Annotated in this window: 23 protein-coding genes and 1 tRNA gene; 18 read left to right on the top strand and 6 right to left on the bottom strand. The window is 64.0% G+C overall.

Annotation, left to right across the window (positions count from 1 at the left end; genetic code table 11):
• Positions 1–10 precede the first annotated feature (10 nt).
• The 5 genes from rpoD to ACO055_RS18740 all read left to right on the top strand — a co-directional run bounded on the left by rpoD (position 11) and on the right by ACO055_RS18740 (position 5,144).
• Positions 11–2,038, top strand: coding sequence for an RNA polymerase sigma factor RpoD (rpoD, locus tag ACO055_RS18760; RefSeq protein ID WP_422060359.1), 2,028 nt, complete (start codon positions 11–13; stop codon positions 2,036–2,038).
• A 392-nt stretch (positions 2,039–2,430) separates the two neighbouring features.
• Positions 2,431–2,727: a PspC domain-containing protein gene (locus ACO055_RS18755; protein WP_422060358.1), complete on the top strand. Its 297-nt coding sequence runs from the start codon at positions 2,431–2,433 to the stop codon at positions 2,725–2,727.
• 263 nt (positions 2,728–2,990) lie between these two features.
• Positions 2,991–3,662 carry a DUF6975 family protein gene (locus ACO055_RS18750; protein WP_422060357.1) on the top strand — a complete coding sequence of 224 codons (672 nt, stop codon included), beginning with the start codon at positions 2,991–2,993 and terminating at the stop codon, positions 3,660–3,662.
• 95 nt (positions 3,663–3,757) lie between these two features.
• Positions 3,758–4,603, top strand: a complete 846-nt coding sequence (locus ACO055_RS18745) for an AAA family ATPase (RefSeq protein WP_422060356.1) — start codon at positions 3,758–3,760, stop codon at positions 4,601–4,603.
• 100 nt (positions 4,604–4,703) lie between these two features.
• Positions 4,704–5,144: a GFA family protein gene (locus ACO055_RS18740; protein WP_422060355.1), complete on the top strand. Its 441-nt coding sequence runs from the start codon at positions 4,704–4,706 to the stop codon at positions 5,142–5,144.
• Here the strand turns inward: ACO055_RS18740 and ACO055_RS18735 are convergent.
• Positions 5,135–6,532 carry a methyl-accepting chemotaxis protein gene (locus tag ACO055_RS18735; RefSeq protein ID WP_422060354.1) on the bottom strand — a complete coding sequence of 466 codons (1,398 nt, stop codon included), beginning with the start codon at positions 6,530–6,532 and terminating at the stop codon, positions 5,135–5,137. The two genes, ACO055_RS18740 and ACO055_RS18735, sit on opposite strands and share 10 nt — an antisense overlap.
• 735 nt (positions 6,533–7,267) lie before the next feature.
• On the opposite strand from ACO055_RS18735, the gene ACO055_RS18730 reads away from it, so the two are divergent.
• The 3 genes from ACO055_RS18730 to ACO055_RS18720 are packed head-to-tail and all read left to right on the top strand — an operon-like array spanning position 7,268 to position 10,131.
• Positions 7,268–8,446 carry a vWA domain-containing protein gene (locus ACO055_RS18730; RefSeq protein ID WP_422060353.1) on the top strand — a complete coding sequence of 393 codons (1,179 nt, stop codon included), beginning with the start codon at positions 7,268–7,270 and terminating at the stop codon, positions 8,444–8,446.
• 31 nt (positions 8,447–8,477) lie between these two features.
• Positions 8,478–9,284: a lipid II flippase Amj family protein gene (locus ACO055_RS18725; protein ID WP_422060352.1), complete on the top strand. Its 807-nt coding sequence runs from the start codon at positions 8,478–8,480 to the stop codon at positions 9,282–9,284.
• Positions 9,277–10,131 carry a DUF817 domain-containing protein gene (locus tag ACO055_RS18720; RefSeq protein WP_422060351.1) on the top strand — a complete coding sequence of 285 codons (855 nt, stop codon included), beginning with the start codon at positions 9,277–9,279 and terminating at the stop codon, positions 10,129–10,131. Before ACO055_RS18725 ends, ACO055_RS18720 begins: the two co-directional genes overlap by 8 nt.
• Before the next feature lie 98 nt (positions 10,132–10,229).
• Here the strand turns inward: ACO055_RS18720 and ACO055_RS18715 are convergent, their stop codons facing one another.
• Genes ACO055_RS18715 through ACO055_RS18705 form a run of 3 tightly spaced genes read right to left on the bottom strand, consistent with a single transcriptional unit; the run spans position 10,230 to position 13,239 of the window.
• Positions 10,230–11,474 (bottom strand): M24 family metallopeptidase, encoded by a 1,245-nt coding sequence (locus ACO055_RS18715; protein WP_422060350.1) that lies wholly within the window; start codon positions 11,472–11,474, stop codon positions 10,230–10,232.
• Positions 11,475–11,488: 14 nt separating this feature from the next.
• On the bottom strand, positions 11,489–12,694 hold the full coding sequence (locus ACO055_RS18710) for an exo-beta-N-acetylmuramidase NamZ family protein (RefSeq protein ID WP_422060349.1): 1,206 nt from the start codon (positions 12,692–12,694) through the stop codon (positions 11,489–11,491).
• Positions 12,691–13,239, bottom strand: a complete 549-nt coding sequence (locus tag ACO055_RS18705; protein WP_422060348.1) for a DOMON-like domain-containing protein — start codon at positions 13,237–13,239, stop codon at positions 12,691–12,693. The genes ACO055_RS18710 and ACO055_RS18705 overlap by 4 nt, the downstream gene beginning before the upstream one ends.
• Before the next feature lie 41 nt (positions 13,240–13,280).
• Between ACO055_RS18705 and tyrS the strand changes: the two genes are divergently transcribed.
• Together tyrS and ACO055_RS18695 are read left to right on the top strand one after the other, a co-directional pair.
• On the top strand, positions 13,281–14,507 hold the full coding sequence (tyrS, locus tag ACO055_RS18700; RefSeq protein WP_422060347.1) for a tyrosine--tRNA ligase: 1,227 nt from the start codon (positions 13,281–13,283) through the stop codon (positions 14,505–14,507).
• Between the two features lie 75 nt (positions 14,508–14,582).
• A complete protein-coding gene (locus ACO055_RS18695) occupies positions 14,583–14,924 on the top strand; it encodes a PilZ domain-containing protein (RefSeq protein ID WP_422060346.1) in 342 nt (113 codons plus the stop codon).
• Positions 14,925–14,965: 41 nt separating this feature from the next.
• Here the strand turns inward: ACO055_RS18695 and recG are convergent, their stop codons facing one another.
• Positions 14,966–17,032: an ATP-dependent DNA helicase RecG gene (gene recG, locus ACO055_RS18690; RefSeq protein WP_422060345.1), complete on the bottom strand. Its 2,067-nt coding sequence runs from the start codon at positions 17,030–17,032 to the stop codon at positions 14,966–14,968.
• A 235-nt stretch (positions 17,033–17,267) separates the two neighbouring features.
• On the opposite strand from recG, the gene ACO055_RS18685 reads away from it, so the two are divergent.
• Both ACO055_RS18685 and mfd read left to right on the top strand, forming a co-directional pair.
• Positions 17,268–17,528: a succinate dehydrogenase assembly factor 2 gene (locus ACO055_RS18685; RefSeq protein WP_422060344.1), complete on the top strand. Its 261-nt coding sequence runs from the start codon at positions 17,268–17,270 to the stop codon at positions 17,526–17,528.
• Positions 17,525–21,019, top strand: a complete 3,495-nt coding sequence (mfd, locus tag ACO055_RS18680) for a transcription-repair coupling factor (RefSeq protein WP_422060343.1) — start codon at positions 17,525–17,527, stop codon at positions 21,017–21,019. The genes ACO055_RS18685 and mfd overlap by 4 nt, the downstream gene beginning before the upstream one ends.
• Positions 21,020–21,060: 41 nt before the next feature.
• On the opposite strand, the gene ACO055_RS18675 is transcribed toward mfd, so the two are convergent.
• The gene (locus tag ACO055_RS18675) at positions 21,061–22,257 is read right to left on the bottom strand and encodes a GGDEF domain-containing phosphodiesterase (protein ID WP_422060341.1); all 1,197 of its coding nucleotides are present in this window, start codon (positions 22,255–22,257) and stop codon (positions 21,061–21,063) included.
• Between the two features lie 61 nt (positions 22,258–22,318).
• Here ACO055_RS18675 and moaA point away from each other — a divergent pair, with 61 nt between their 5' ends.
• The 6 genes from moaA to ACO055_RS18645 all read left to right on the top strand — a co-directional run bounded on the left by moaA (position 22,319) and on the right by ACO055_RS18645 (position 26,365).
• Positions 22,319–23,323, top strand: a complete 1,005-nt coding sequence (gene moaA, locus ACO055_RS18670; RefSeq protein ID WP_422060340.1) for a GTP 3',8-cyclase MoaA — start codon at positions 22,319–22,321, stop codon at positions 23,321–23,323.
• A gap of 24 nt (positions 23,324–23,347) precedes the next feature.
• Complete coding sequence (locus ACO055_RS18665) at positions 23,348–24,118, top strand: NAD kinase (protein WP_422060339.1); 771 nt, start codon at positions 23,348–23,350, stop codon at positions 24,116–24,118.
• A 61-nt stretch (positions 24,119–24,179) separates the two neighbouring features.
• Positions 24,180–24,254: transfer RNA gene (locus ACO055_RS18660), tRNA-Asn, on the top strand.
• A gap of 380 nt (positions 24,255–24,634) precedes the next feature.
• The gene (locus ACO055_RS18655; protein ID WP_422060338.1) at positions 24,635–25,558 is read left to right on the top strand and encodes an intradiol ring-cleavage dioxygenase; all 924 of its coding nucleotides are present in this window, start codon (positions 24,635–24,637) and stop codon (positions 25,556–25,558) included.
• A complete protein-coding gene (locus ACO055_RS18650) occupies positions 25,518–26,099 on the top strand; it encodes a response regulator (RefSeq protein WP_422060337.1) in 582 nt (193 codons plus the stop codon). Before ACO055_RS18655 ends, ACO055_RS18650 begins: the two co-directional genes overlap by 41 nt.
• Positions 26,006–26,365: a winged helix-turn-helix domain-containing protein gene (locus ACO055_RS18645; protein ID WP_422060336.1), complete on the top strand. Its 360-nt coding sequence runs from the start codon at positions 26,006–26,008 to the stop codon at positions 26,363–26,365. The genes ACO055_RS18650 and ACO055_RS18645 overlap by 94 nt, the downstream gene beginning before the upstream one ends.
• Positions 26,366–26,378: the final 13 nt, after the last annotated feature.

Genomic DNA, 26,378 nt, shown 5'->3' with positions numbered 1-26,378 from the left:
GGAAGATTTGATGGCCACCAAGAACACCGCAGCCGAGACCGAAGCCGACACCGACGGCCCGCTGATCGACCTCAACGAGGCCGACGTCAAAAAGCTGATCGCGCGCGGCAAGAAGCGCGGATACCTGACCTACGACGAACTCAATGCGGCGCTGCCGCAGGACGAGATGTCGTCGGAGCAGATCGAGGATATCATGTCGGCGATCTCCGACATGGGTATCAACATCGTCGAGAGCGACGAGGATGTGCAGGAAGAGGCCGACGCCGAACCCGATGATGAGGTCGATGTCAGCGCCGGCACCGGATCGCTGTCGAACCCCGCGGTGGAAAAGAAGAAGGAAACGGTCGATCGCACTGACGATCCCGTTCGCATGTACCTGCGCGAAATGGGCGCGGTCGAACTGCTCAGCCGCGAAGGCGAAATCGCGATTGCGAAGCGCATCGAGGCTGGCCGCGACACCATGATCCTCGGGCTTTGCGAAAGCCCGCTGACCTTCAACGCGATCATCGAATGGTCGAACGCGCTGAACAATGGCGACATGCAGCTGCGCGAGATCGTCGATCTCGAAGCGATGCTTTCGAAGGACCCCGCGCCCGAAAACCTCGAAGAGGAAGGCTCGACCGACGACGGCGAGATCAGCGAGAAGACCGCCGGCGTCTCGTTCAAGGACGAGGACGAGGTCGAGGAAGAGCCCGAAGCCGACAGCGAAGACGAAGACGGCGAAGGCACCTCGGGCAAGCGCGAAACCTTCGAGGAAGACGAAGAAGACAATACGCTGAGTCTTGCGGCGATGGAAGAATTGCTCAAGCCCGACGCGCTCGAGAAATTCGCCGACATCACCAAGAGCTTCAAGGCCTTCTCGAAGCTGCAGGAAGCGCGCCTCGAAGCCCTGTCGGGCAATGGCGAATTCCCCTCCGCGTCGGAGAAGAAATATCACAAGCTGCGCGAGGAACTCACCGCGCAGGTCGAGAGCGTGCAGTTCCACGGCACCAAGATCGAATATCTTGTCGACCAGCTCTACAGCTATAACCGGCGCCTCACCGCGCTCGGCGGCCAGATGCTGCGCCTCGCCGAGCGTCACAAAGTGCCGCGCAAGGCGTTCCTCGACAATTATGTCGGGCGCGAGCTCGAAGAAAACTGGCTCGAGGAAGTCGGCGGACTCGACAAGAAATGGGCCGCCTTCGCCGAGAATGAAGCCGGCGCCGTCGATCGCATCCGCATCGAGATTTCGGAAATCGCGCAGGCCGCCGGCATGAGCCTGACCGAATTCCGCCGCGTCGTGAACATGGTCCAGAAAGGCGAGCGCGAAGCGCGTATCGCCAAGAAGGAAATGGTCGAGGCAAACCTGCGTCTCGTGATCTCGATCGCCAAGAAATATACGAACCGCGGGCTGCAGTTCCTCGATCTCATCCAGGAAGGTAATATCGGCCTGATGAAGGCGGTCGATAAGTTCGAGTATCGCCGCGGCTACAAGTTCAGCACTTACGCGACCTGGTGGATCCGCCAGGCGATCACCCGCTCGATCGCCGATCAGGCACGTACGATCCGCATCCCGGTCCATATGATCGAGACGATCAACAAGCTGGTCCGCTGCAGCCGCCAGTTCCTCCACGAAAGCGGCCGCGAGCCGACTCCGGAGGAAATGGCCGAGCGTCTGTCGATGCCGCTCGAAAAGGTCCGCAAGGTGATGAAGATCGCCAAGGAGCCGATCTCCCTCGAAACGCCGATCGGTGACGAGGAAGACAGCCACCTCGGCGATTTCATCGAGGACAAGAATGCGGTCATCCCGGTCGACGCCGCGGTGCAGTCGAACCTCAAGGAGACGGTTACTCGCGTCCTGGCGTCGCTCACCCCGCGCGAGGAACGCGTTCTGCGCATGCGCTTCGGGATCGGAATGAACACCGACCACACGCTCGAAGAGGTGGGCCAGCAGTTCAGCGTGACGCGCGAACGCATTCGTCAGATCGAGGCGAAGGCGCTGCGCAAGCTGAAGCACCCGTCGCGCAGCCGCAAGATGCGCAGCTTCCTCGACCAGTAAGCCGCCGCCACCCGGCCAAACGAACGTCCAACCACTGGACCATTCACCCCGTCCGCATCCGTGCGGGCGGGGTGTTTCGTTGGGCCCGCGCAAAGAAAATGGTGCGGCGCACAATTATTTTCGCGACTTACTTCAAATCTTCATCATTCCCCACCAGATAGCGCCTCGCCAGGGCGGCGACGAATGGCTTTCAGGAGGCGTTCATCCGCCGCCACTTAATGGTAATTTATCCCACCCGGTGGGAAACTGAGTATAATCGAGGGAAGGCGGCCGATCCGGTCGACCCAGAAAATCCCCGAAAAACGAGAGAATGCACAAATTGGCACGCCTGTTGCTTAGCAATGGGTACGAGCGCGGCACTCCCCGCCGCAGCCAAAGGGAAAGACGATAAGATGGAAAACGAAACCACCAACCTCTTCCGCCGCCGCGACACCTTCTTCGGTATCTGCGAGGCCGTGGGCCAGGATTTTGGCTTCAACCCGCTGTGGCTGCGCCTGGCGTTCATCGCGCCGCTCTTCTTCTTCCCGGTCCAGACTTTCGCGGCTTATTTCGCGCTCGGTTTCATCGTCCTCGCCTCGCGCCTGCTCTTCCCGAACAAGGCTGCCGCTGCCGGCCAGGCCGCGCTGACCTCGGTCGAGCCCGCCGCCAGGGCCGAACAGCCGGCCGAGGATTTCGCGCTCGCAGCTTGACGGGAACGTGGGCCCGGCGTCCCTTCGCCCCGCCCGCCTCCCTCAAAATGGCGTCTCCCCGGCGCCATGCAACAAAAGACCGGCAAGCTCCCCGTGCTTGCCGGTCTTTCCGCGTCCGGGCTCCTGTCTCTCTCCGGCACAGGTACCGCGCCAATTCAACGCCGCCCCTATAAACGCGACGTTTACGACGTTGCGTTAAGGCTGAGCCCTCGAAATCCACGGGCGAGGCGCATCGGCGTCCCGCCACAGGCAAGGATCTTGCGTTGAGCCAGTCGACCCAGCCCCAGCCGCAAAGCCGCGGCGTCGCCGAACTGCTCGATTCTCTCGTCGCGAGCGAAGGCACGGGGGCCCATCCGCACGTCAAATCGGGAGCGCTGTCGAGCGATTCGCAGGCGATGCGCAACCTCGCCGACGCCGTCCATTTCCTCTGCCTGCTCCACGGCCGCTATCCGGGCATCATCGACAGCGCCGCACGCAAGGCGGTCGATCCCGCATCGCGCCGCTGGATGGATGAAGCCGCGCAGGCCTTTGCGCAGGAGCGCGCCTTCCTGTCCAAGATTGCCGCAGCGGTCGGCCCGGTACCGAGCACGCAGGGCCAGGCGCAGTGCGAGGCCGCCGTCGCCGCGCAGCGCAAGGCGCTCGACATGCTGGCCGAGTCGGATCGCCATGGCTGTGCCGTCGGCGCCGCAATCGCGCTGACGCTCGACTGGCGCACGATCCGCGTCCTTCTCGATATCAGCGCGCAGCGGCTCGAAATGACGACGCCGCGCTGCACATTGCCCGATCTTCGCGACACCGCGCGCCTTGCCGCCGAGGTCGCCGACAGCCCCGCCGCCGAACGCGCGATGGCGTTTGGCGCGCAGCAGCTTATCGCACAGCACAGCGGCCTGTGGGATTTGATGGCGGCGCGCGCCGCAAGCCGTTCGCTCTCCTGAGCAATTCCCTCCGACAGGCAAAAGGGGGAGATTCGCTTGCACCCCCCGCGCCGCTGTGCCATTTCGCTTGACGTTCACGTTAAGGGAAAGAGCCGATGCGTTTCGAGGGTACCAGCGCCTATATCGCCACCGACGACTTGAAGGTCGCGGTCAACGCGGCAACGATGCTGCGCCGCCCGCTGCTCGTGAAGGGCGAACCCGGCACCGGCAAGACCGTGCTGGCCGAGGAGATCGCAAAGGCGTTCGACGCGCCGCTGATCACCTGGAACATCAAATCGACCACGAAAGCGCAGCAGGGCCTCTATGAATATGACGCGGTCGCGCGCCTCCGCGATGGCCAGCTCGGCGAAGAGCGTGTTCACGACATTCGCAATTATATCCGCAAGGGCAAATTGTGGGAGGCATTCACCTCGCCCAAGCTGCCCGTCCTGCTGATCGACGAGATCGACAAGGCCGATATCGAATTCCCGAACGATCTGCTTCAGGAACTCGATCGCATGGCCTTTCACGTGTACGAGACCGACGAGACGGTGACCGCCAAGGAACGCCCGATCGTCGTCATCACCTCGAACAATGAAAAGGAACTGCCCGACGCCTTCCTGCGCCGCTGTTTCTTCCACTATATCAAATTCCCCGACCGCGAGACGATGGCGAACATCGTCGATGTCCATTTCCCGGGCATCCAGAAGACGCTTGTCAGCCGCGCGATGGATATCTTCTACGAAGTGCGCGACGTTCCGGGGCTCAAGAAAAAGCCCTCGACGAGCGAGCTGATCGACTGGCTGAAGCTGTTGCTCAACGAGGATATGCCGCTGGAGGTTCTGCAGAACCGCGACGTGGGCAAAGCGATACCGCCGCTCCACGGCGCGCTGCTCAAGAATGAGCAGGATGTGATGCTGTTCGAAAAGCTCGCCTTCATGGCGCGCCGCCAGGGCAGCTGAGCCCCCACATCCGCTCATATATTGGGCATTCGGCGCCGCCCGCCGATTGCGACCACGCGTGCGCCTGATATCCTCGCCGCCGGAGAGAGGGAGGTCAGAGATGTCCGAAAGCAAGAGCTACACCGGAGGCTGCGCGTGCGGCGCGGTTACATACCGCATCGACGGCGACCCGATGGCGGTGCGCCAGTGCTGGTGCCGCCATTGCCAGAAGCTGTCGACCGGCGGGCCGACGCACAACGCGTTCTTCATGGCCGACGCGATCGCAGTCGACGGCACCTTGGCGTCCAATGCGCATGCCGCCGACAGCGGCAACGAGCTGAGCTGGTATTTCTGCGCGAGCTGCGGAACGCAATTGTTCGGCGCATCTTCGGCGCGGCCGCAGATGCGCGCGGTGCGGCTCGGCAGCCTCGACCAGGCGCACGAACTTCAGCCGACGGCGGCGATCTGGGTGCAGGAAGCGCCCGGCTGGGTCAGGATCGACCCGGCGATGGAGCAGCATCCGGCGCAACCGCCGGCCCCGCCCCCGCAAAATCAGAGCTGATAGGCGACCTCGACGTCACCCCATCGGCGACCGTTGATCACCGCCGGCATGTAGACGTTGCGCACCGTCAGATAATTGATTCCGTCACCTTCCTGCCGGTAGACCGTCATGAAGAAAGGCGCGGTGCTGCGCTTCGCTGCGGCGTCGGTTTCGTCATAGAGCAGGCGGCCGTTGCGGCAGTGCGCGGTGTCATGCTCGAGGTCGCCGGTCGGCGCGCGCGAACAGTCGGTGATATGCGTCGGCAAAAAGCCGTTCATGTCGCCCGCCGACGACATCTTGATCTCGGGATGGCTGGACACGATGCGGTCGAACAGCGGGCGCCAATGGGCATCGGCCCAGTCGCACAGACCGGTGCGGAAGCGCTCGGGGTTCGAGTACGGCACGCGGACATAATTGGTATCGAACAGCTGCTCCATCGACAGTTCGCCGTTCGCGACCGCGCGCTCGGCAAGGCTGACGAATTCGTCGCGCACCTGCGCCGCCAGCTCGACGATCGTCGAATCCTGCGGGGAGACGCCTGCAGAAATGACGGCGTTGAACATGCGGTTCGACACATGCTCCATCGACAGGATCGAATCGCGGGTGCCGTCGAGCGTCGCACCATTGTCGCGCACCGAGGTGACGACACGGTCGAGCGCGTCGCGTACTTTGGCGCCATTGGCGTGCACCATTGCGCTCGATTGCGCGATGCGGTCGCTCTGGTCGTCGAGCAGCGCGACAAGGTGCGTCGCGTCGTGCAGCGCGTCGGTGATCGTCTCGAACTGCGCCTCGGCCCGGCTCGACTGTTCGACCCCCGACTGGATTTCGGTGACGAGCCCGCTGGCTTCGGTCGCAAGGCTGCCGATGCTCCGGCGGATTTCGTCGGTCGCGCTACGCGTATTCTGCGCCAGCTTTTTCACTTCGGCGGCAACCACGGCAAAGGTGCGCCCGGCGTCGCCCGCACGCTCGGCTTCGATCGCGGCGTTGAGCGCGAGCATGTTGGTGGTCTTGGCGATCGACTCGATCGACTGGCTGACCTGCTGCACCTGCTCCATCACTGCGGCGAAATTGGTGACATGCGTGCCGAGCCGCGCGACGAGATCGATGACCGAGCGGAACTCGCTGACCGCGGCATTGACGCGCTCGGCCCCGGTGTCGAGCTGCTCGCACGCGCGCGCCGAAAGCAGCTTCGCTTCGTCGGTCGAATCGGCGATCTGGCGTTGGTCGTTTTCCAGGCTGACGACAAATTCTTCGAGCCGCCCGAGTTCGCCGATCTGGCGGTCCATCTGGTCGGTCGCACGTTTGATGCGTCCCGCAGCGTCGCTGCAGCCCACGGCAAGCTCGCCGCAGTCGCTCGCTACCGACTGGTCGAGTATCGGTGCTGCTGGATTGATCGGATCGAATTTCATTGCGCCACCCACCTGAATATCATCGACGGGTCATGCCGGATAATGGTTAACGGGGGGTCAATGGGTTCGGCCACTAACCAAGCTCGCGAAAGGCGGCTTTGCGGGTGGTTAGCGGCCAGCACTGCCTGCGGCGATCCAGCACCGCGTCGGCAACCCGGCCGCCGCATGGGCCGCCCTTTCATTCCAAAGTTCAGGAAAGTTCAGCCCTGTGCAGCCCCCGATTTGCCGCGTTCCGCGGACAGGCTGCGCCTGGCCTTTGCCGCTATCCGTAACCGGTAGCGATCGCGTCTGTTCCCCTGTTCAAAGAGCCGGGTAAAGGCTGGCACAGCCGAATAATGTAGGACAGCGTTTTCTTGCGGGCGACCGATGCCGGCTTCGGGGAGGGAGCGGGCGTTGCGTCCCTTCGCTTCGTCATCGCGGATCCGTCGACAGGCTCAGGACAGGCTTGATCCGGGATCCATGAGCGCCACGGCAGCCGTGGACCCCGGATCAGGTCCGGGGTGACGAAGGAAAAAATCCTCCCCGGAACGGGGAGGTGGCAGCCCGCAGGGCTGACGGAGGGGTCGAAACCTGTCGTCATCTTGCGCTGTCCCGACCCCGCCACCCCCCTTCGGGCGATCCCCCTCCCCGGACCGGGGAGGATTGGGAGTGTCGGCTTTCGGTCGCTACCCGGCGCCTCCTTTCCGTTTACGTAAAGCAGTTGCGCCATCGCAGACAACGCGATAATCCGGCCCCATGCTTTTTGGCTTCCTCGACGAACTGCGCGCCGCGGGCATTCCCGCCAGTCTGAAAGAGCATCTGATGCTCCTCGAGGCGCTCGACCGCGAAGTGATCGACCGCAGCCCCGAGCAATTCTATTACCTCAGCCGCGCGATCTATGTGAAGGACGAGGGCCTGCTCGATCGCTTCGACCAGGTATTCAACAAGGTCTTCAAGGGCCTGCTGACCGATTACGGCCAGAACCCCGTCGACATTCCCGAGGAGTGGTTGAAAGCGGTCGCCGAAAAATATCTGACGGCCGAAGAGATGGAAGCGATCAAGTCGCTCGGCGACTGGGACAAGATCATGGAGACGCTGAAAGAGCGGCTCGAGGAACAGCAAAAACGCCATCAGGGCGGCAGCAAGTGGATCGGCACCGGCGGCACCAGCCCGTTCGGCAATTCGGGCTATAATCCCGAAGGCGTCCGCATCGGCGGCGAGAGCAAGCACAAGCGCGCGCTGAAGGTCTGGGAAAAACGCGAGTTCGCCAATCTCGACAACACCAAGGAGCTTGGCACCCGCAACATCAAGATCGCGCTGCGCCGCCTCCGCAAATTCGCGCGCGAAGGCGCCGCCGACGAGCTCGACATTCCCGGCACGATCGACGGAACCGCGCGGCAGGGCTGGCTCGACATCCAGATGCGCCCCGAACGCCGCAACGCGGTGAAATTACTGCTGTTTCTCGACGTCGGCGGATCGATGGACCCGTTCGTCAAGCTGTGCGAGGAATTGTTCAGCGCGGCGACCAGCGAGTTCAAGAATCTCGAATTCTTCTATTTCCACAACTGCCCGTATGAGGGCGTCTGGAAAGACAATAAGCGCCGCTGGTCCGAACGCCACCAGATGTGGGACATCCTCCACAAATATGGCCATGACTACAAACTGATCTTCGTCGGCGACGCATCGATGAGCGCCTATGAAATCACCCATCCGGGTGGCAGCGTCGAGCATTTCAACGAAGAGTCCGGCGCGGTGTGGATCCAGCGCATGGCGCATGTGTACCCCGCCGCGGTGTGGCTCAACCCGGTGCCCGAGGCGCATTGGGGCTACACCCAGTCGGTGAAGCTGATCAAACAGCTGATGAACGACCGCATGTACCCGCTGAGCCTCGCCGGACTTGACGATGCCATGCGCGAGCTGACGCGAAAGCATTGACGCAGCGTGGGCGGGGTGTAGGGGCGCGAAGATGATCGACCTCCCCCTCGTCACCATCCTGCTGCTTACCGGCTTCATCAACCTGATCGGTGCGCTCGCTTATGCCGCGCGCATCGCCGGTGTCCGCACGCTGCGCATCGCGATGTCGTTCGCGCTGTTCAACATCCTCGTGCTCTTTTCGCGCACCTCGAACAGTTTCCTCGGCCCCTTTCTCGCCAAGCGGATCGAGACGCGCATTCATGAGGGCAGCGGCGCCTCGCTGTTCATCGACATGCAGTTCGTCCTCGCTGCGGCCAGCGTCGCGACCTTGCTCGGCATCCTGCTCGTGCCCACCGGCCAGCGCATGTTCGCCAGCGCGATCGGCTGGTATCAGGACAATCGTTCGACGACGAAACTCGCGATGAAGGCGGTCAGCCCGAGCGGCCTCAGAACGCTCCGCCGGTCGCTGACCATCCCCAGCCTTTCGCATCTTCGGGCCTGGAAGATGCCAAAGGGGATCGGCTGGGGTATCCTCATCGCCAACTGTCTGGCGCAGTCGCTGATCGCGGTCGGTGTCGTCGCGTCGCTCTATGCCGGCTATCTCGCGCCCGAATTCCGCGTTACCGCGTCGCAATTGTCCGCGCTGATCAATGGCTTCGCAACGATATTGCTGTTCGCCTTCATCGACCCACAGCTGTCGGTCATGACCGACGACGCGGTCGAGGGCAAAGTCGACGAGGCCGATTTCCGCCGCGCCATCACTTTCATTTCGCTGAGCCGTCTCGCCGGCACCATCCTCGCGCAGGCGCTGTTGCTGCCCGCCGCCATGCTGATCGCCTACGTCTCCGTCCATGTCTGAAGCGGCGCGCGGTCATTCGCGCTTCCATGCCGTCCGCGCGCGGCTGGAGGCGATGGCGGTCGAACCCGGACCGCGCGGCTGGTTTCTCGAATTTATCGTCTTCGGCTTCAAACAGGGATGGGCCTGCCTGTTCGGCGGCCTGATGCTCGCGCTCCTGCTCGGCACGCATCTCTTCTGGCCCGACGGCGCGCCACTCCACCGCTATGACGCGATCACGATCGGCGCGATATTGATCCAGCTCGCCATGCTGGCCTTTCGGCTCGAAACGCCGAAGGAAGCGGTCGTCATCCTGATCTTCCACATCGTCGGCACGGTGATGGAATTGTTCAAGACCGCCGCGGGGTCCTGGCAATATCCCGAGGCGAGCCTGCTCCACATCGGCGCGGTGCCGCTCTTCTCGGGCTTCATGTACGCCGCGGTCGGCAGTTATATCGCGCGCGTCTGGCGCATCTTCGATTTCCGCTATTCGGCTTATCCTTCCGCGTGGACGACCTATGCGCTCGCCGCGGCGATCTATGTCAATTTCTTCGCGCACCACTGGCTGCCCGATATCCGCTGGCCTCTGTTCGCCGCGACCGCGCTCCTCTTCTGGCGCTGCCAGGTTTGGTTCCGCCCGCTCCACGTCCACCGCCGCATGCCGTTGCTCGTGGGCTGGGCTCTCGTCGCTCTGTTCATCTGGTTCGCCGAAAATATCGGCACCTTCGCACGCGCCTGGACCTATCCGAGCCAGGCGGGCGGCTGGCACATGGTCGGCGTCGAAAAGCTCGGCAGCTGGTATTTGCTGATGATCATCTCGTTCGTGCTGGTGAGTTTGGTCCAGCGGCCGAAAGGCCTGGGCAAAGCGTGATCAGCCGTCGCCCTCGCGAGGGCGGGGGCCGCAGTCGGCCTTGCCCAGCATCGAATGCGTGAACCGCTGGCGGCCCCCGCCTTCGCGGGGGCGACGGGCTATCCGAATGGCTTGTCGATCGACGGCGGCGGCTCGCTGAACCACTGCGGACCCGCCTCGGTCATATGGAAGCAGTCCTCCAGCCTGGTCCCGAACTCGCCGGGAATATAGATGCCCGGTTCGTTTGAGAAACACATGCCCGGCGCCAGTTTCGTCGTTTCGCCATGCACGAAATTGACCGGCTCGTGCCCGTCGAGGCCGATGCCGTGTCCGGTGCGGTGCGACGTGCCCGGAAGCTTGTAGCCCGGCCCCCAGCCGAGGCCCTGGTAATAAGCACGCACCGCATCGTCGACCTGACCTGCAGGCGTGCCGAGCTTCGCCGCGGCGAAGGCGACATCCTGTCCCTTGCGCATCTGGTCCCAGACCTGCCGCTGCCGCGCGCTTGCCTTGCCGTACACGAAGGTTCGCGAGATATCGGACTGATAGCCGTGCACCGTCGCGCCGCAGTCCATCAGCACCACTTCGCCGTCCTTCACTGCCTGCGGCTTGCCCGATCCGTGCGGATAGGCGCTCGCTTCGCCGAGCAGGATCAGCTCGAACTCGCTCTGCCCGCCAAGCGCCTGCGTCGCGGCCTTCATCAGTCCGCCGATCTGGCCCGGCGTCATCCCCGCCTCGATCTGCGGCGCGGTGTGGCGATAGGCGGCGATGGTGATGTCCGCCGCGATCTGCATCAGCGCGATCTCGGCGGGCGACTTGTGCATCCGGCAGCCGCGCACGACCGGAGCACCGTTGACCACCGTCGCCCCCGGCATCGCCTTTTGCAGCCCGTCGACCGCGAAATAGCGCACCGTCTCCTCGACCCCGATCCGGCCTTTGGCGAGCCCGCGCTTGCCGAGCCAGGCCGCGACCGCAGCGATCGGATTTTCATCCTCGTTCCACGTCAGCACCTCGGCCTCGATGCCCAGGCTCTCGCGCACCGATGGCTCCTCGAAAAAGGGCGTGACGATCGCGACGTCGCCCTCGCGCGTGAGCACTGCGGCGGTCAGCCGTTCGCTGCGCCACCATTCGACCCCGGTGAAATAGATGAGGCTCGACCCCGGCTCGATCAGCAGCGCGCCGATATCGTTCGCACGCATCAGCTCCTTCGCCTTGGCGATCCGTGCCAGACGCTCGGCCTTGCCGATCGGGACTGCCTTGGCGGCGAGGTTGGGAAGGCTTGCGGTGTCGGCAGCAAGCACCGGCACAGGCATGGTCGCCGCCAGCCCGGTCAGCGCCGCGGTCCCCAGAAACTGCCGTCGGTGCATCGCCATTCCCCTCTTCAGTAAATCAGCAGGTCCGCAATGTCCGCGCGCCACGCCGCCTCGTCGGGCAGCGCCAGCGCGTCGAGATCGCCCGCCGCGGCGCCCGCGTCGTCGACCCACTCGCGCAGCCCCGGTCCGCCGTTGATCACGTCGATCGCGAGCACGTCGTCGGTATATTCATATTTGAAATCCTTGCCGCGCCAGATCGGATACTCCGGATAGAGCGAGCGCACGGCCTTGAACCCCAGCGCCTGCACGCGCCACGGCTGGAACGCTGCATCGTCGTACCACGGACCGTCGGCGTGGATATGGACACCGCTATTGAGCAGCCCCGCGTGCTTGTGAAAGGTCGGCTGGAACCAGATATCGCGCAGCTTGCAGCCGCCGAGCCATTGCGGCGCGAGCCGCTTCATCTCTGCAATCACCATTTTCGCGTCGATATCGGGCGCACCGAACATTTCGAGCGGACGCGTCGTTCCCCTGCCCTCGCTCAAGGTCGCGCCTTCGACCATCACCGTACCGGCATAGGCGCGCGCCATGTTGACGTTCGCGGCATTGGGGCTGGGGTTGACCCACACCCGATCGGTCGGCCAGCCGAAGCCGGGGCCCTTCGGATCCCAACCCTCCATCCCGATCACGCGATAATCGACGTCGAGGCCGAAGTGGCGGATGAACCAATGCCCCATCTCGCCCATCGTCAGCCCGTGGCGCATCACCATCGGCCCGGCGCCGACAAAGCTCTCCCAGCCGGCCTGCAACAGCGTGCCTTCCACCGGCCGCCCGGCAGGGTTCGGCCGGTCGAGCACCCATACCGCCTTGCCATGCGCGGCCGCGGCTTCGAGCACATAGAGCAAGGTCGTGACATAGGTGTAGATGCGGCAGCCCAGATCCTGAAGGTCGACCAGCATCACGTCGAACGTGTGCATCGACTGCCCCGATGGACGGCGCACCTCGCCATACAGGCTAAACACCGGCATGCCGTAAGCGGGATCGGTGAAGTCGGGCGACTCCATCATATTGTCCTGAAGGTCACCGCGAACGCCATGCTGCGGCCCGAACACGGCGGTGACGTCAATTCCCGCTGCCACGAGCGCGTCGAGGCTGTGCGTCAGGCCGGCCGTGACCGAGGCAGGGTGCGCGAGCAGCGCGACGCGCTTTCCTTCGAGCGGCCCGCGCAGGGCGGGGTCGGCGAGCAGGCGATCGATACCGAAAAGGGTCGTCATGCCCGACCGCGTGCCTCAAGCGTCAGCGCAAAGCAATCGGGATGATGGAAGTCGGGCTTGCCCGGTGGATGCGCGAGCGCCCAATAGCTTTTGGTGCCGTCAACCTCTTCGATCACCGCCGACAGCGCGAGCTTTGATCCGCTGTCCGGGAAAACGCCCGGCTCGATCCGGATCGCATAGCGGTCATCGCTGCGTTCGACCTCCATCAACCAGGGCGCCAGATCGTCGGCGCGCAGCAGCGAGCGATAATCGTCGAACTGGTAACAGGCCCAGCGTCCGTCGGGGGCATAGTTGAACTCGGTGTAATCGGGCTGGCCTTCCTCGGTCAGGAATGCCTCGAAGCAGGTACTTTGCCATAGCTCGTCGGTGCCGCTGTCGGCGATGACGAGTTGGCTGTCTCCCTGCGGCAGCACCACGGCACCAATCCGGCCATCCACGACAAAGCGCAGCGCAAAGCCGTCATCGAACGACAGTTCGACTTCGACAATTACCGATTTCACGGCTTTTGCAGGCGTGTCGGGATGGCAGACCAGCTCTTTGCGCATGCTATCCAAATCACAAACCCCATGCTAAGCGCCGCGCCGTCATGACGAACTACAAATCCGACCTGCTGCGCCTGCTCGATGAGCGAGGCTATATCCATCAGATGACCGACGCGGAAGGGCTCGATGCACTTGCCGCCAAACAGATCGTCCCCGGATATATCGGTTTCGACGCGACCGCGCCGTCGCTGCACGTCGGCAGCCTCGTCCAGATCATGATGCTGCGCCGTCTGCAACAGACGGGACACAAGCCCGTCGTGCTGATGGGCGGCGGCACCACGCGCATCGGCGACCCGACGGGTCGCGACGAGAGCCGCAAGATGCTGTCGGATGCGACGATCGAAGAGAATATCGCCTCGATCCGCACGATCTTTGAACCCTTCCTGACGTTCGGCGATGGCCCGACCGACGCGATCATGGTCAACAACCAGGACTGGCTCGGCAAGCTCGGCTATATCGAGCTGCTCCAGCAGGTCGGCACGCACTTCACGATCAACCGCATGCTGACCTTCGATTCGGTCAAGCTGCGGCTCGATCGCGAACAGCCGATGACCTTCCTCGAATTCAACTACATGATCCTGCAAGGCTATGACTTCCGTCACCTGTCGAAAGACATGGGGGTGCGGTTGCAGATGGGCGGTTCGGACCAGTGGGGGAATATCGTCAACGGCATGGAACTTGGCCGCCGGATGGACGGTGCAGACCTGTACGGCCTCACGACTCCGCTGCTGGCAACCGCCGCCGGAGCCAAAATGGGTAAAACCGCGGCAGGTGCCGTGTGGCTCAATATGGGACAGTTGCCCCATTTCGATTATTGGCAATATTGGCGCAACTGCGACGACCGCGACGTCGGGCGCTTCCTCAAGCTCTTCACCGATCTGCCGCTCGACGAAATCGCGCGGCTGGAAGCACTCGAAGGCGCCGAGATCAACGAAGCGAAAAAGATCCTCGCGAACGAGGCGACCGCGCTGTGCCGCGGTACCGAAGCCGCCGAGAGCGCTGCCGCGACCGCGACGCAAACCTTTGAAAAGGGACAGATTGGGGGCGATCTGCCAACGGTCTCCATGCCCGCCGAGGGGATCATGATCGTCGATGCGCTGCGCGAGCTCGGCTTCGCGGCGTCGAACAAGGAAGCGCGGCGCAAGCTCGAAGAGGGAGCGGTCAAGGTCGACGGCGTCGTCATCCGCGATCCGCAGCACCTGATCCAGGCGGCGGCAGGCGACGTTCCGGTCAGTCTCGGGTCAAAGAAACACGGGCTCGTAAAACGCTGAGTCACCAAAAGCCCTTTACGGTTTCTTCAGCATTCCTACCGATGCTATTGGTCAAACCACAAAGGTCCGGGACGTATGCGCAAGATTGACACGAACAAGGCCCATTATGTCGGCCTCGACCAGCGAATAGCGCCGCGTAGCGACGTCTATTGCCGCCTGCCCTTCGTGCTGCCCGACGGGCGGCAGGAAATGTGCACCTGCGTCAACATCAGCGCCGACGGTATGCTGATGCGATATGAGCGTGGCCTGGAGATCGGCGACCTCGTCGTTTTCCGCATGCCGATCATCGGCCGCACCGCCGCGAAAGTGGTCTGGTCGCTCGGCGGCAAGACCGGTGTGCAGTTCGAAAAATCGATCGCCGCCGAAGATTATCTGCCGATGATCCGCGCCATGGGCGCAAGGGCCGACGTCAACTAGGACCCGGTTCCCTCAGCGTCGTCGAGGACTGTCCCCTTACCTCATCCACTCCGCAGCAGCGGCACTGCCGCATCGCGCTCGAACAGATAGAGGCACAGGCGCACCGCATCGGCTCGCGCGCCATCCATACCTCCGTCACGCTCGACGAACAGCCGCGCATCATCGTGCGCGACCGGAAGCAGCCGCACCAGCTGCTCGGGAGTTGCGACCCGGTAATCGGCGTCGCCCGACTGCTTGAGCCCAAGCAATTCGCCGCCCCCGCGTAGCTCCAAATCCTTTTCGGCGATCACGAATCCGTCGTTGGTCTCGCGCATCAGCGCGAGCCGCTCGCGCGCCGTTTCGGACAGATTCTGCGACCGCAGCAACAGGCATACCGACTTCGCCGCGCCGCGCCCCACGCGGCCTCGGAGCTGATGGAGCTGCGCGAGGCCAAAATTCTCCGCATGCTCGACGACCATCAGGCTGGCGGCCGGAACATCGACCCCCACCTCGATCACCGTCGTCGCGACGAGGACGCCGATCTCGGCCGCCTGGAACCGCGCCATGACGTCATCTTTCTCGGGCCCCTTCATCCGCCCATGGACGAGCCCGACGCGATGGTCGCCAAGCCGGGCGCGCAGCAACGCCGCGCGATCCTCGGCCGCGGCCAGCTCGCTCCCCTCGCTCTCGGCAACGAGCGGGCAGACCCAATAGGCTTGCGCCCCACTTGCCAGATGCCGGTCGAGCCCATCGATCACTTCGTCGAGCCGGTCCACCGATACGACGCGCGTGTCGACCGGGGTACGCCCCGGCGGCATCTCGTCGATCTGCGACACGTCCATCTCGCCATGATTGGCAAGTTGCAGCGTTCGCGGGATCGGCGTTGCGGTCATCACGAGAAGATGCGGCGGGCGCGCCGCCTTTTGCGTCAGCATCAACCGCTGCGCGACGCCGAAGCGATGCTGTTCGTCGACGACGACGAGCGCCAGATCCCTGTATGCCACCGCCTGCTGAAAGATGGCGTGGGTGCCGACGAGAATGTCGATGCTGCCGTCGGCAAGCCCCATCAATGTGGACTCGCGTATCTTGCCCTTGTCGCGTCCCGTCAGCACCGCGAGGTTCACCGGCAATCCACCGAGCATGCGCTGCAACGTCGCGTAATGCTGGCGCGCCAATATTTCGGTCGGGGCCAGCAGGGCCGCCTGTGTCCCCGCCTCGACCGCGGCCAGCATCGCGCGCAAGGCAACCAGCGTCTTACCCGACCCGACATCGCCTTGCAGCATCCGCAGCATCGGCGTCTCCTGCGCCATGTCGCCCGCAATCTCGCGCCCGACGCGCTCCTGCGCGCCGGTCAAGCCGAACGGCAGCTGGAGCGCGCCGGTCAGCCGGCCGTCGCCGACGATCGCCCGGCCCTTCCGGGTTCGCAGCCCCTGCCTGATCAGCATCAGCGCGACCTGACTCGCGAATATCTCGTCATAGGCCAGCCGGTCACGCGCTGCTTCGTCGCGCGGACTCGCATGCGCGCGCTCGATCGCCTCGCGCCACGCCGGCCAGCCGCGGCTGGCAAGCAGCGGCGCATCGATCCATTCGGCAAGCTCGGGGCGCCGTTCGAGTGCCACCGCGCCAAGCTGCGCCAGCCGGGCGTTGGTCAGCCCTTCGGTGAGCGGGTACACCGGTTCATGGAGGGCGATTCCCGCTTCGTCGCCCGGTGCAACGACCTGGTCGGGGTGCACGATCTGGCGCATCTCGCCATAAAGATCGAGCCGTCCGGACACGCGGCGCGGCTCGCCGAGCGGAAAGAGCTTGCGCGCGAGTCCCGAGGTCCGCCCAAAATAGACGAGCCGCACATGATCGCCCGCCTTGTCGAACGCCTCGACACTGAAAGGCGCACGCGGGCTGCGACCCGAACGATAATCCTGCGCGGTCAGGTCGACGATGATTGTCTGCCCCGGAAGCGCCTCGTCGAGCCGCTCTACCGGAAAGCGCGAAATCAGCCCGGTCGGCAAATGGAACAGCACATCGACCACGCGCTCCAGCCCCAGCCGCGTCAACGGCTTGGCAAGCTGCGGCCCGACACCCTTCAGGTCGGTCAGCGCGGCAAAGAGCGGGTTGAGTATCTCGGGTCGCATATATTATCGCTGTTTAGCGCGGGTTTTGACAAGTTGCACCTCCCCTCTCCCCTTGCGGGAGAGGGAAGCGAGACTTACGCGCTTGCTCGTTAGTCGCAGCGGTTGAGGGGTATGCGCTTGCAAAGCAAGCGCGCGCTCGCCATGCGAGCGCACACCCTCATCCAACTTCGCCTAGCCGCAAAGCGGCAAGGCTCCGTATCCTTGTCCCGTCAAGGGAGAAGGGAAAGAGACACAGATGACCGACCGCCTGAAACGCCTGAAATTCCGCGCCTGGCACCGCGGCACGCGCGAGGCCGACTATATGATCGGCGGCTTTTTCGACCGTTATTCGGCCGAATGGGGCGACGACGAGATTGCCTGGTATGAAATCGTCGTCGAGGAAGACGATGTCGACATCATGGCGTGGGCGCTCGGCACGGGCCATCCGCCGGCGCATCTCGACCGTCCCGATATGATCGCGGCGATGCGCCGCCTGGATTATATCCCGCTGCCATGACGCTCCGCGCCGCCGACATCTTCGCCGCCATCGGATCGGCATCGGCGCCGCTGACACTGGCGCGCGCCGCCGACGGCTTCCTGCCGCTGTTGCTCGCCGATCTGGCGCGCGCGAGCGACAGACGCCTCGTCTATGTCGCGACCGACGATAGCGCGATGCAGGCGGTCGCCGACGCCGCGCCCTTCTTTGCCCCCGACCTGATCGTCCATCGCTTTCCGGCGTGGGACTGCCTGCCCTATGACCGCGCGGGGCCGTCGATGCGCGTCAGCGCCGACCGGCTCGCGACGCTGTCGGCGCTGCAGGTGGCGCCGAAGCGCGGTGAGCTGATCCTCACCACCGTCGCCGCGATCACCCAGCGCACCCTCACGCCCTTCCGCATCCGCCAGCTCGCGACGACGCTGGCGGCGGGGCAGCGGATCGATCGCGACGCACTCGCCGAGCTGCTGGTCTCGAACGGTTTCAGCCGTGTCGATACCGTCGCCGACCAAGGCGAGTTTGCGGTCCGCGGCGGCATCCTCGACCTGTTTCCGGCGGGCGAGGAAACCGGCCTGCGCGTCGATTTCTTCGGCGACGAGATCGAAAGCATCCGCCGCTTCGATCCCGCCGACCAGCGCAGCCTCGGCCCTGCCAACGCGCTGCAACTGTTACCCGCCGCCGAAACATTGCTCGACGAAGCGACGATCAAACGCTTCCGCTCCAGCTACCGCGAAATCTTCGGCGCGCAGGCGACGGGCGATCCGCTCTATCAGGCGGTGAGCGAGGGCCGGCGGCAGGCGGGGATGGATCACTGGCTGCCTTTGTTCGAAGAGAAGCTGGCGACGCTGTTCGACCATATCGATCCCGCGACCCCGGTACTGCGCGGTCACCGGACCGAGGCGACCGCCGAAACGCGCTTTGCCGCGATTACCGATTATCACGCGAACCGTATCGCCGCCGCGCAGGACGCCACAGGCAGCTATCGTCCGCTAAAGCCCGAAGCTCTCTATCTGACCGAGGCCGAATGGACCGCCGGGTCCGCAGCCCGCCCGATCCACATCATCACCCCCTTCGACGTCCCGCCTGCACCGACTGTCATCGACCTCGAAACCTTTGCGGCGCGCGACTTCACCCCCGAACGCACCGCCGATCTTAACGTTTACGACAAGGTCGCCGACCATCTGTCGGACGAACGCCGCAAGGGACGTCGCACGATCATCGCCAGCTATTCGGGCGGTGCGCGCGAACGCCTGTCGGGACTGCTCCGCGATCATGGCGTCACGTCGCTCGTGCCCGTCGACAGCTGGCAGGATGCGCTTGGCACCGCTTCGCCCGAAACCGGCGGCGCGACCGCCATGGTCGTCCTGCCGCTCGACCATGGCTTCGCCAGCGACGCCATCAGCCTGCTCACCGAACAGGATATCCTCGGCGAACGGCTCGTCCGCAGACAGAAGCGCAGGAAAAGCGCTGACGCATTCCTGGCGGAGCTGGCAACGCTCAGCGTCGGCGACCTCGTCGTCCATCTTGACCACGGTATCGGGCGGTATGAAGGCCTGACCCAGATTCCCGTCGGCAGGAGCCCGCATGATTGCGTCGCGCTGACTTATGCGGGCGGCGACAAGCTCTACGTTCCGGTTGAAAATCTCGACGTTCTGTCGCGCTACGGCGGCGAGAGCGAAGGCGTCGCTCTCGACAGGCTCGGCGGCGAAGCCTGGCAGCGCCGCAAGGCGCGGATGAAGGAACGCATCCGGGAGATTGCGGGCGAATTGCTCGCGACCGCGGCGCAGCGCGCCCTGCGTTCGGGCGAATTGCTAGCGCAGGATGCTGCTTACCCCGCCTTCGCCGACCGCTTCCCCTATCAGGAAACCGACGACCAGGACCGCGCGATCGGTGATGTGCTCGCCGATATGGCGTCGGGACGTCCGATGGACCGCCTCGTCTGCGGCGACGTCGGGTTCGGCAAGACCGAGGTCGCGCTGCGCGCTGCCTTCGTCGCCGCAATGGCCGGAGTGCAGGTCGCGCTCGTGTGTCCGACGACCTTGCTCGCACGCCAGCATTTCACCAATTTCGTCGAACGCTTCAAAGGCTTCCCGGTCAACATTGGCAGGCTGTCGCGGCTGGTTCCCGCAGCCGAAGCGCAGCGGACGCGCGACGGGTTGGCGAGCGGCCAGATCGATATCGTCATCGGCACCCACGCGGTGATCGCCAAATCGGTCGCGTTCAAAAATCTCGGCCTTGTAATCGTCGACGAAGAACAGCGTTTCGGCGTCGTCCACAAGGAACGGCTGAAACAGCTCAAGACCGACGTCCATGTCCTGACGCTGACCGCGACGCCGATCCCGCGCACGCTCCAGATGGCGATGTCGGGCCTGCGCGAGCTCAGCGTCATCCAGACACCGCCGGTCGACCGCCTCGCCGTGCGCACCTATGTCGCGCCGTGGGATCCGGTGGTGATGCGCGAGGCTTTGCTGCGCGAACACGACCGAGGCGGCCAAAGCTTCTTCGTCGTGCCGCGGATCAAGGATCTGCCCGATATCGAGGAATTCCTGCGCAACCGCGTGCCCGAAATCAAATATGTCGTCGCGCACGGCCAGATGACCCCGACCGAGGTCGAGGACCGGATGAGCGCTTTCTACGACCGGAAATATGATGTGCTGCTGTCGACGACGATCGTCGAAAGCGGGCTGGATATTCCGAGCGCCAACACGCTGATCATCCACCGCGCCGACCGCTTTGGCCTTGCGCAGCTATATCAGCTGCGCGGCCGCGTCGGACGCGCGAAGACGCGCGCCTATGCCTATCTCACGACCCCCGAACAGGGAGCGATCACGGACACCGCCGAAAAGCGGCTCAAGCTGCTCGGCGATCTCGACACGCTCGGTGCGGGCTTCCAGCTGGCAAGCCACGATCTCGACATTCGCGGCGCCGGCAATCTCGTCGGCGACGAACAGTCGGGGCATATCCGCGAAGTCGGCTTCGAACTCTATCAATCGATGCTCGAGGAAGCGATCCTCGTCGCCAAGGCCGAAGGCGCGGGCACGTTGCCGCCGCGCGAAGCGCTGTCGCCGACGATCACCATCGACGCGCCGATCCTGATTCCCGAAGACTATGTGCCCGACCTGCCCTTGCGCATGGCGCTGTATCGCCGCCTCAACGATGCCGAAGATCGTCCGGCGCTCGACGCTTTCGCCGCCGAGATGATCGACCGGTTCGGTCCGCTCCCGCCCGAAACCGCGAACCTGGTGCAGCTGATGGAGATCAAGGCGAACGCCAAGGCCGCCGGCATTGCCAAACTCGACGTCGGCACCAAGGGCGCGCTGGTCAGCTTCCACAACGAACAATTCGCCAACGTCCGCGGGCTGATCGCCTATGTCGAACGGCTGAAAGGCCGCGCGCGCATTCGTCCCGACAACAAGCTGTCGATCAGCGGCGACTGGGTGAGCACCGGCGCACGGCTCAATGGCGCACTGCAATTGTCGAAGGGCTTGGGCAAGCTGGCGCGGCAGGCGGGTTGAAACGGGCCGTCACTGCGAACGCAGCGAAGCCATGACGAACCCTACTCCATCAACGCCAAAAGCTGATCGCCAGGTACGGGCCCGGACTTCAAAAACCCCTGCCAGGTCGCGACACCCAGCTCCCTGAGCCGGACGAGCTGCGGCTCATTCTCGATCCCCTCGGCAACGACGAGCAGCCCCAGCGCGCGCGCAAGGTCGACGATTGCACGCACGACGATGCGGTCACGGTCGCTGCCGTCGATCGTCCGCGTGAAGCCGCTGTCAATCTTCAGATAATCGATCGGCAGCCGCGCGAGCAGCGACAGGCTGGAATAGCCGGTACCGAAATCGTCGATCGCGATTGCGCAGCCGATCGCGCGAAGCTGTGCAAGCTGCGCCGCCGCGCTCGCCGGATCGCTGAGCATCGCCTGCTCGGTGAGTTCGAGCGTGATGCGGTCGGGATCGACCCCCGCCCACTTTGTCATCATCGCAAAGCGGTCGGCGAATTCCGAATCGCCAAGGTCCGCGGCGGTGATGTTGAGCGACACACGCAGTTTCGCAAGCGTCGGCGGCCAGTTCGCCATTTCGGCAAGCGCGACGCGGTGCGCATGTTCGGTAAGCTCGGGCTCGAGTCGCGCGGCGCGCGCCGCGGTGACCAGTGGCCCCGCGCCAAGCAGGCCGAGTTCGGGGTGCTGCCAGCGCAGCAGCGCCTCGACGCCGGTCATCGCGCCGGTACCGACGTCATATTGCGGCTGATAATGGATGACGACTTCATGGCGCGACAGTGCGGCGTTGACCATCGCTCCGTCGCGCGCCGACGCCGGCCGCCCCAGCTGGTCGCTGGCACTGCGCAACTGGTTTGCGATGTCTTCATCGCGCGTAATCAGCGCTGCGGCGATACGGATCGCAAGGCGCCCGTTGGGATCGCCGACCATCGGCTCCGCAAGCGCAACGTGCAGCGCGCGTTCCTGCGCGCGCAACGCACCCAGCGACAGAGGCATGGCGGGCACGATCAGAAAGCGGGGGCCGTCGAGTCGCTCGACGAGCGAGCCATGGCCGAATTCGTCGCCGGCGAAATTCTCCAGTCGCCGCGCGACTTCCTCGAGCAGCGCATCGCCCGTTTCGGTACCCGCGCTGTTGTTGATGCGCGCGAGTTGATCGACCTGCACCAGGATGACGCCGATGTCGGCGCCGGCTTGCGTATGGAGCGATTCAATGTGCCGGACGCTCGCTGCGTCCGAGTCAATAGTGCGATTCATGGAGGTCGCCATAACAGGCTTTGCTTGCCAAGCCCTTCCCTTTTGCATCACAATCACGCCGATGACCGCGATTTCGCCTTCACCAACCCTGTTGACCGACGGTCATGGCCGGCGGATCAGCTATTTGCGCCTGTCGGTGACCGACCGCTGTGACCTGCGCTGCCGTTATTGCATGGCCGAAGATATGACGTTCCTGCCCAAATCGGCGGTGCTCAGCATAGAGGAAATGGGCGCTCTTGCCGAGCGGTTCGTCGCGCGCGGTATCCGCCGCATCCGCCTGACCGGCGGCGAGCCGCTCGTCCGGCGGGGAATCGATACGCTCGCCATGCGCCTTGGCGCGCTGATCGGGAACGGGCTCGACGAGTTGACGCTGACGACCAATGGCATGCGCCTCGCCGAGCATGCGTCGATGCTGGCCGCGGCCGGGGTACGGCGCATCAATGTCAGCCTCGACACGCTCGACGTCGATGCGTTTCGCCACATCACCCGCGTCGGCGATCTGCGCGTCGCGCTGCGCGGGATCGATGCTGCGCGCGCAGCCGGGCTCGCGGTCAAAATCAACATGGTTGCGCTGGCAGAACTCAACGAAGACCAGCTCATGCCGATGCTCGATTATTGTGCAGCAAACGGCTGCGACCTGACGCTTATCGAAACCATGCCGCTGGGCGAAATCGAGGGCGACCGCAGCGACCATTATATTCCGCTCCATCAGTTCCTCGCACCGCTCCGCGCCGAACGGGCGATCTGGCCCGTCGACACTACAACCGGCGGCCCCGCGCGCTATTTCGCAGTCGAGGACAGCCCCGTCACGCTTGGCCTGATCACTCCGCTCAGCGACAATTTCTGCTCGACCTGCAATCGCATCCGCCTGACCGTCGAAGGGCGCATCTATATGTGCCTCGGCCAGGATGATCATGTCGACCTGCGCGCGGCGCTGCGCGAGGGCGGCGATGTCGATGGCTTGATTGATGCCGCTTTGGCTGGCAAACCCCGCGCGCATGACTTTCATATCGAACGAAAGTCCGTACCGGCGGTCGCGCGTCATATGAGTGCAACGGGCGGCTGACATGCCGCCCCAAGGGGGACCCTGATGCAACGCAAGATCGCGCTGGTGGCGTCGAACGCGCCCGCGGCGGAAGAGGCCGAGGCCGAGCTTCGGCCACTCTACGACTTCGTCGAACTGCACGAGGCCGACATGCTGATCGCGTTGGGCGGCGACGGCTTTCTGCTGCACATGCTGCACCAGCTGCTCGACCAGCGGCGCAGCCTGCCCGTTTTCGGGATGAATCGCGGCACGATCGGCTTTCTGATGAACGAATTCCGCGTCGAGGGGCTGATCGATCGTATTGCGGCGGCGCGGCCCTATCTGATTCACCCGCTGTCGGGCGACATCACGACGATCAGCGGCGAGCGCCATATCCTTCCCGCGATCAACGAGATTTCGCTTCTCCGCGAAACGCGCCAGGCCGCAAAGCTCGAGGTGATGATCAACGAAAAGACGATGCTCGAAGAGCTCGCATGCGACGGCGTACTTGTGTCGACGCCAGCCGGATCGACAGCTTATAATCTCAGCGCCAACGGTCCCATCCTGCCGCTCGATTCGGCAATGCTCGCGCTGACGCCGATCAGTCCGTTCCGTCCGCGTCGCTGGCGTGGTGCGCTTGTCCCCGAATCGACCAGCATCCGCTTCAACGTCCGCGAAGCCGCGAAACGCCCGGTCAGCGCCGTCGCAGACCAGCGCGAAATCCGCGACGTGAAGACGGTATTGGTCACGTCCGACCGAAGCAGACCGCTAACTTTGCTGTTCGATCCCGACCAGGGATTGGACGAACGCATCGCGATGGAACAATTTATCGTTTGAGGTATTGCCAAATGCTGCTGCGGGCGGCAAAGGGGCCGCCTTGTCCGCCTCGGCGGCGTGTTCCTCGGTAGCTCAGCGGTAGAGCAGTCGACTGTTAATCGACCGGTCGTAGGTTCGAATCCTACCCGGGGAGCCATTTCTTTCCAGACGCGCGAAAGCCTGAGCCAAAGCCCTTCAGCCTGGCGTGCCATTCGCCACCGCGGTCGCCATATTCGACGCATTGCCGGGCAGGTTGGGCACCCCTGGAAGAGCCGGTCAGCGTCACCTTCGAGCCTCAGTCCAGGCCCGATGCGCCATCTTGTCGGGCCAGGCCAGGGCGGGTTCAGACGCAAGGCCCAGGCAATCTTGATCCAGTGGACCGAGCGCGACTGCGCTGGATGCTGCATCTTCGACATCATTCGGGCGGTGAAACTCTACGCCGCCGCAAGATCCCGTCACATTCTCGCAACATCGCGGCATATTCGCGCAAGGGTGAGGGGATAGGCCGCGGCTGAGTTCAACAGCCGGAGCCTCACCGTGGCGACACAACAATATCTCGACGAGCATGACGTTCCCGATGGCGGTTTCGTCGAAGATATGGCGGCGCTTGAGCGATTGCGGCTTGGACGGCGCCGCGCGCTGGGGCTCATGTTCTCGGCCGGCGGAGCGGCCCTTGTCGCCGGCTGCGGCGGTGGTGGCGCCGACAGCAGCAGCAGCACGACCACTCCGGTTACTGTAACGCCGACGCCTTCGCCGACGCCCACACCGACTCCCACGCCGACGCCGACACCGACGCCAGCATCGACGTGCACAGCCTATGCCAGCGAGACCAATGGACCTTACCCTGCGGACGGCACGAACACGGCGCCGGGAGTCAGTTCGAATGTGCTCACCGTCACCGGTATTACGCGCAGCGACATAAGGTCGAGCTTCATCGGCTCGACCGCCACCGCGCCCGGCGTACCGGTGACATTCACGATCACGCTCGTCGATGCGAACAATAGCTGCTCGCCGCTGGCGGGCTATGCCATCTATATCTGGTGCTGCGATCGCGGAGGAAACTATTCGCTCTACAACCTGACGAACGAAAGCTATTTGCGCGGGCTGCAGGTGACCGACACCAACGGCAAGGTCAGCTTCACGATGATCTTCCCCGGCTGCTATGCCGGGCGCTATCCGCACATTCACTTCGAGGTGTTCTCGAACGCGACCAACGCGACGAGCGGGCGATATGCGCGGCTGATTTCACAGTTCGCACTTCCTTCCGATATATGCTCGACGGTCTATTCGACCGCCACCGGCTATTCGACCAGCCTCTCGAACTTCCGCTCGACCTCTATCGCAAGCGACAATGTGTTCGGTGATAACAGCGCGGCTCAGATCTCGGTCATGACGATGACGATGACGGGCGACATAACCAATGGATATGCCGCCACCGCCACTGTCGGCCTTGCTACCTGACCTTTTCGAGCTCGTTCCCCGCGAGCGCTTCATTCCCGCCTGCCCTTCTGATAGGCAGGACGGGAATGAAGCGAAAGGCGGCGGAGGCGCGAGGTTGGACCAGAAGACACGCGTCCTGATCATCGATGACGATGCCGCGATCCGCTCGCTTACCGCCGAATTCCTCGGCACTCACGGCATCGATGTTGCCACCGGCACCGGCGCTGCCGACCTCTACGCCCATCTCAAATCGAGTCATTTCGATGCCATTGTTCTCGACGTCATGATGGCCGGCGAAGACGGGCTTACGGCGCTTGGCAAGCTGCCGATCCACGACCGGCCGCCCGTCATTCTGGTATCGGTTCTGGGCAACGACATCGACCGCATGTCGGTATCGAACTCGGCGCCGACGATTATCTCGCCAAGCCGTTCAATCCGCGAGAACTGCTGGCACGCATCCGCGGACTCGTGCGCCGCAGCAAGGTCCGCGATACGCAGTCCGACCGCATCGAGCTTTGGGCGTTCGCGGGCTGGCAACTCGATGCATCACAATGGCTTCTGACCGCGCCGGATGGCGGAGAAGTCGCGCTTACGCGGGGCGAGTTTCGTCTCCTGCTCGCTCTGGTGCAGCAAAAGGGGCGCCTCGTCGATCGCGACCAGCTTCTGTCGGCGACAGCCGGCGAAGAGGCCGATGTCTATGATCGTTCGATCGATGCCATCATCAGCCGCCTGCGGCGAAAACTTGGCGACCATGGCGGACGCGATCTGATCCGCACGGTGCGTGGCGAGGGTTATCAGCTGGGCGTTTCTGCGCGGTCGGCGGGCTGACGATGCGCGCGCG

This window comes from Sphingopyxis sp. (assembly GCF_965227415.1).
In the GTDB taxonomy this organism is placed as follows: Bacteria; Pseudomonadota; Alphaproteobacteria; order Sphingomonadales; family Sphingomonadaceae; genus Sphingopyxis.
Note: the sequence above shows the minus strand (reverse complement) of the source record. Positions and strands in the feature narration are given on the sequence as shown.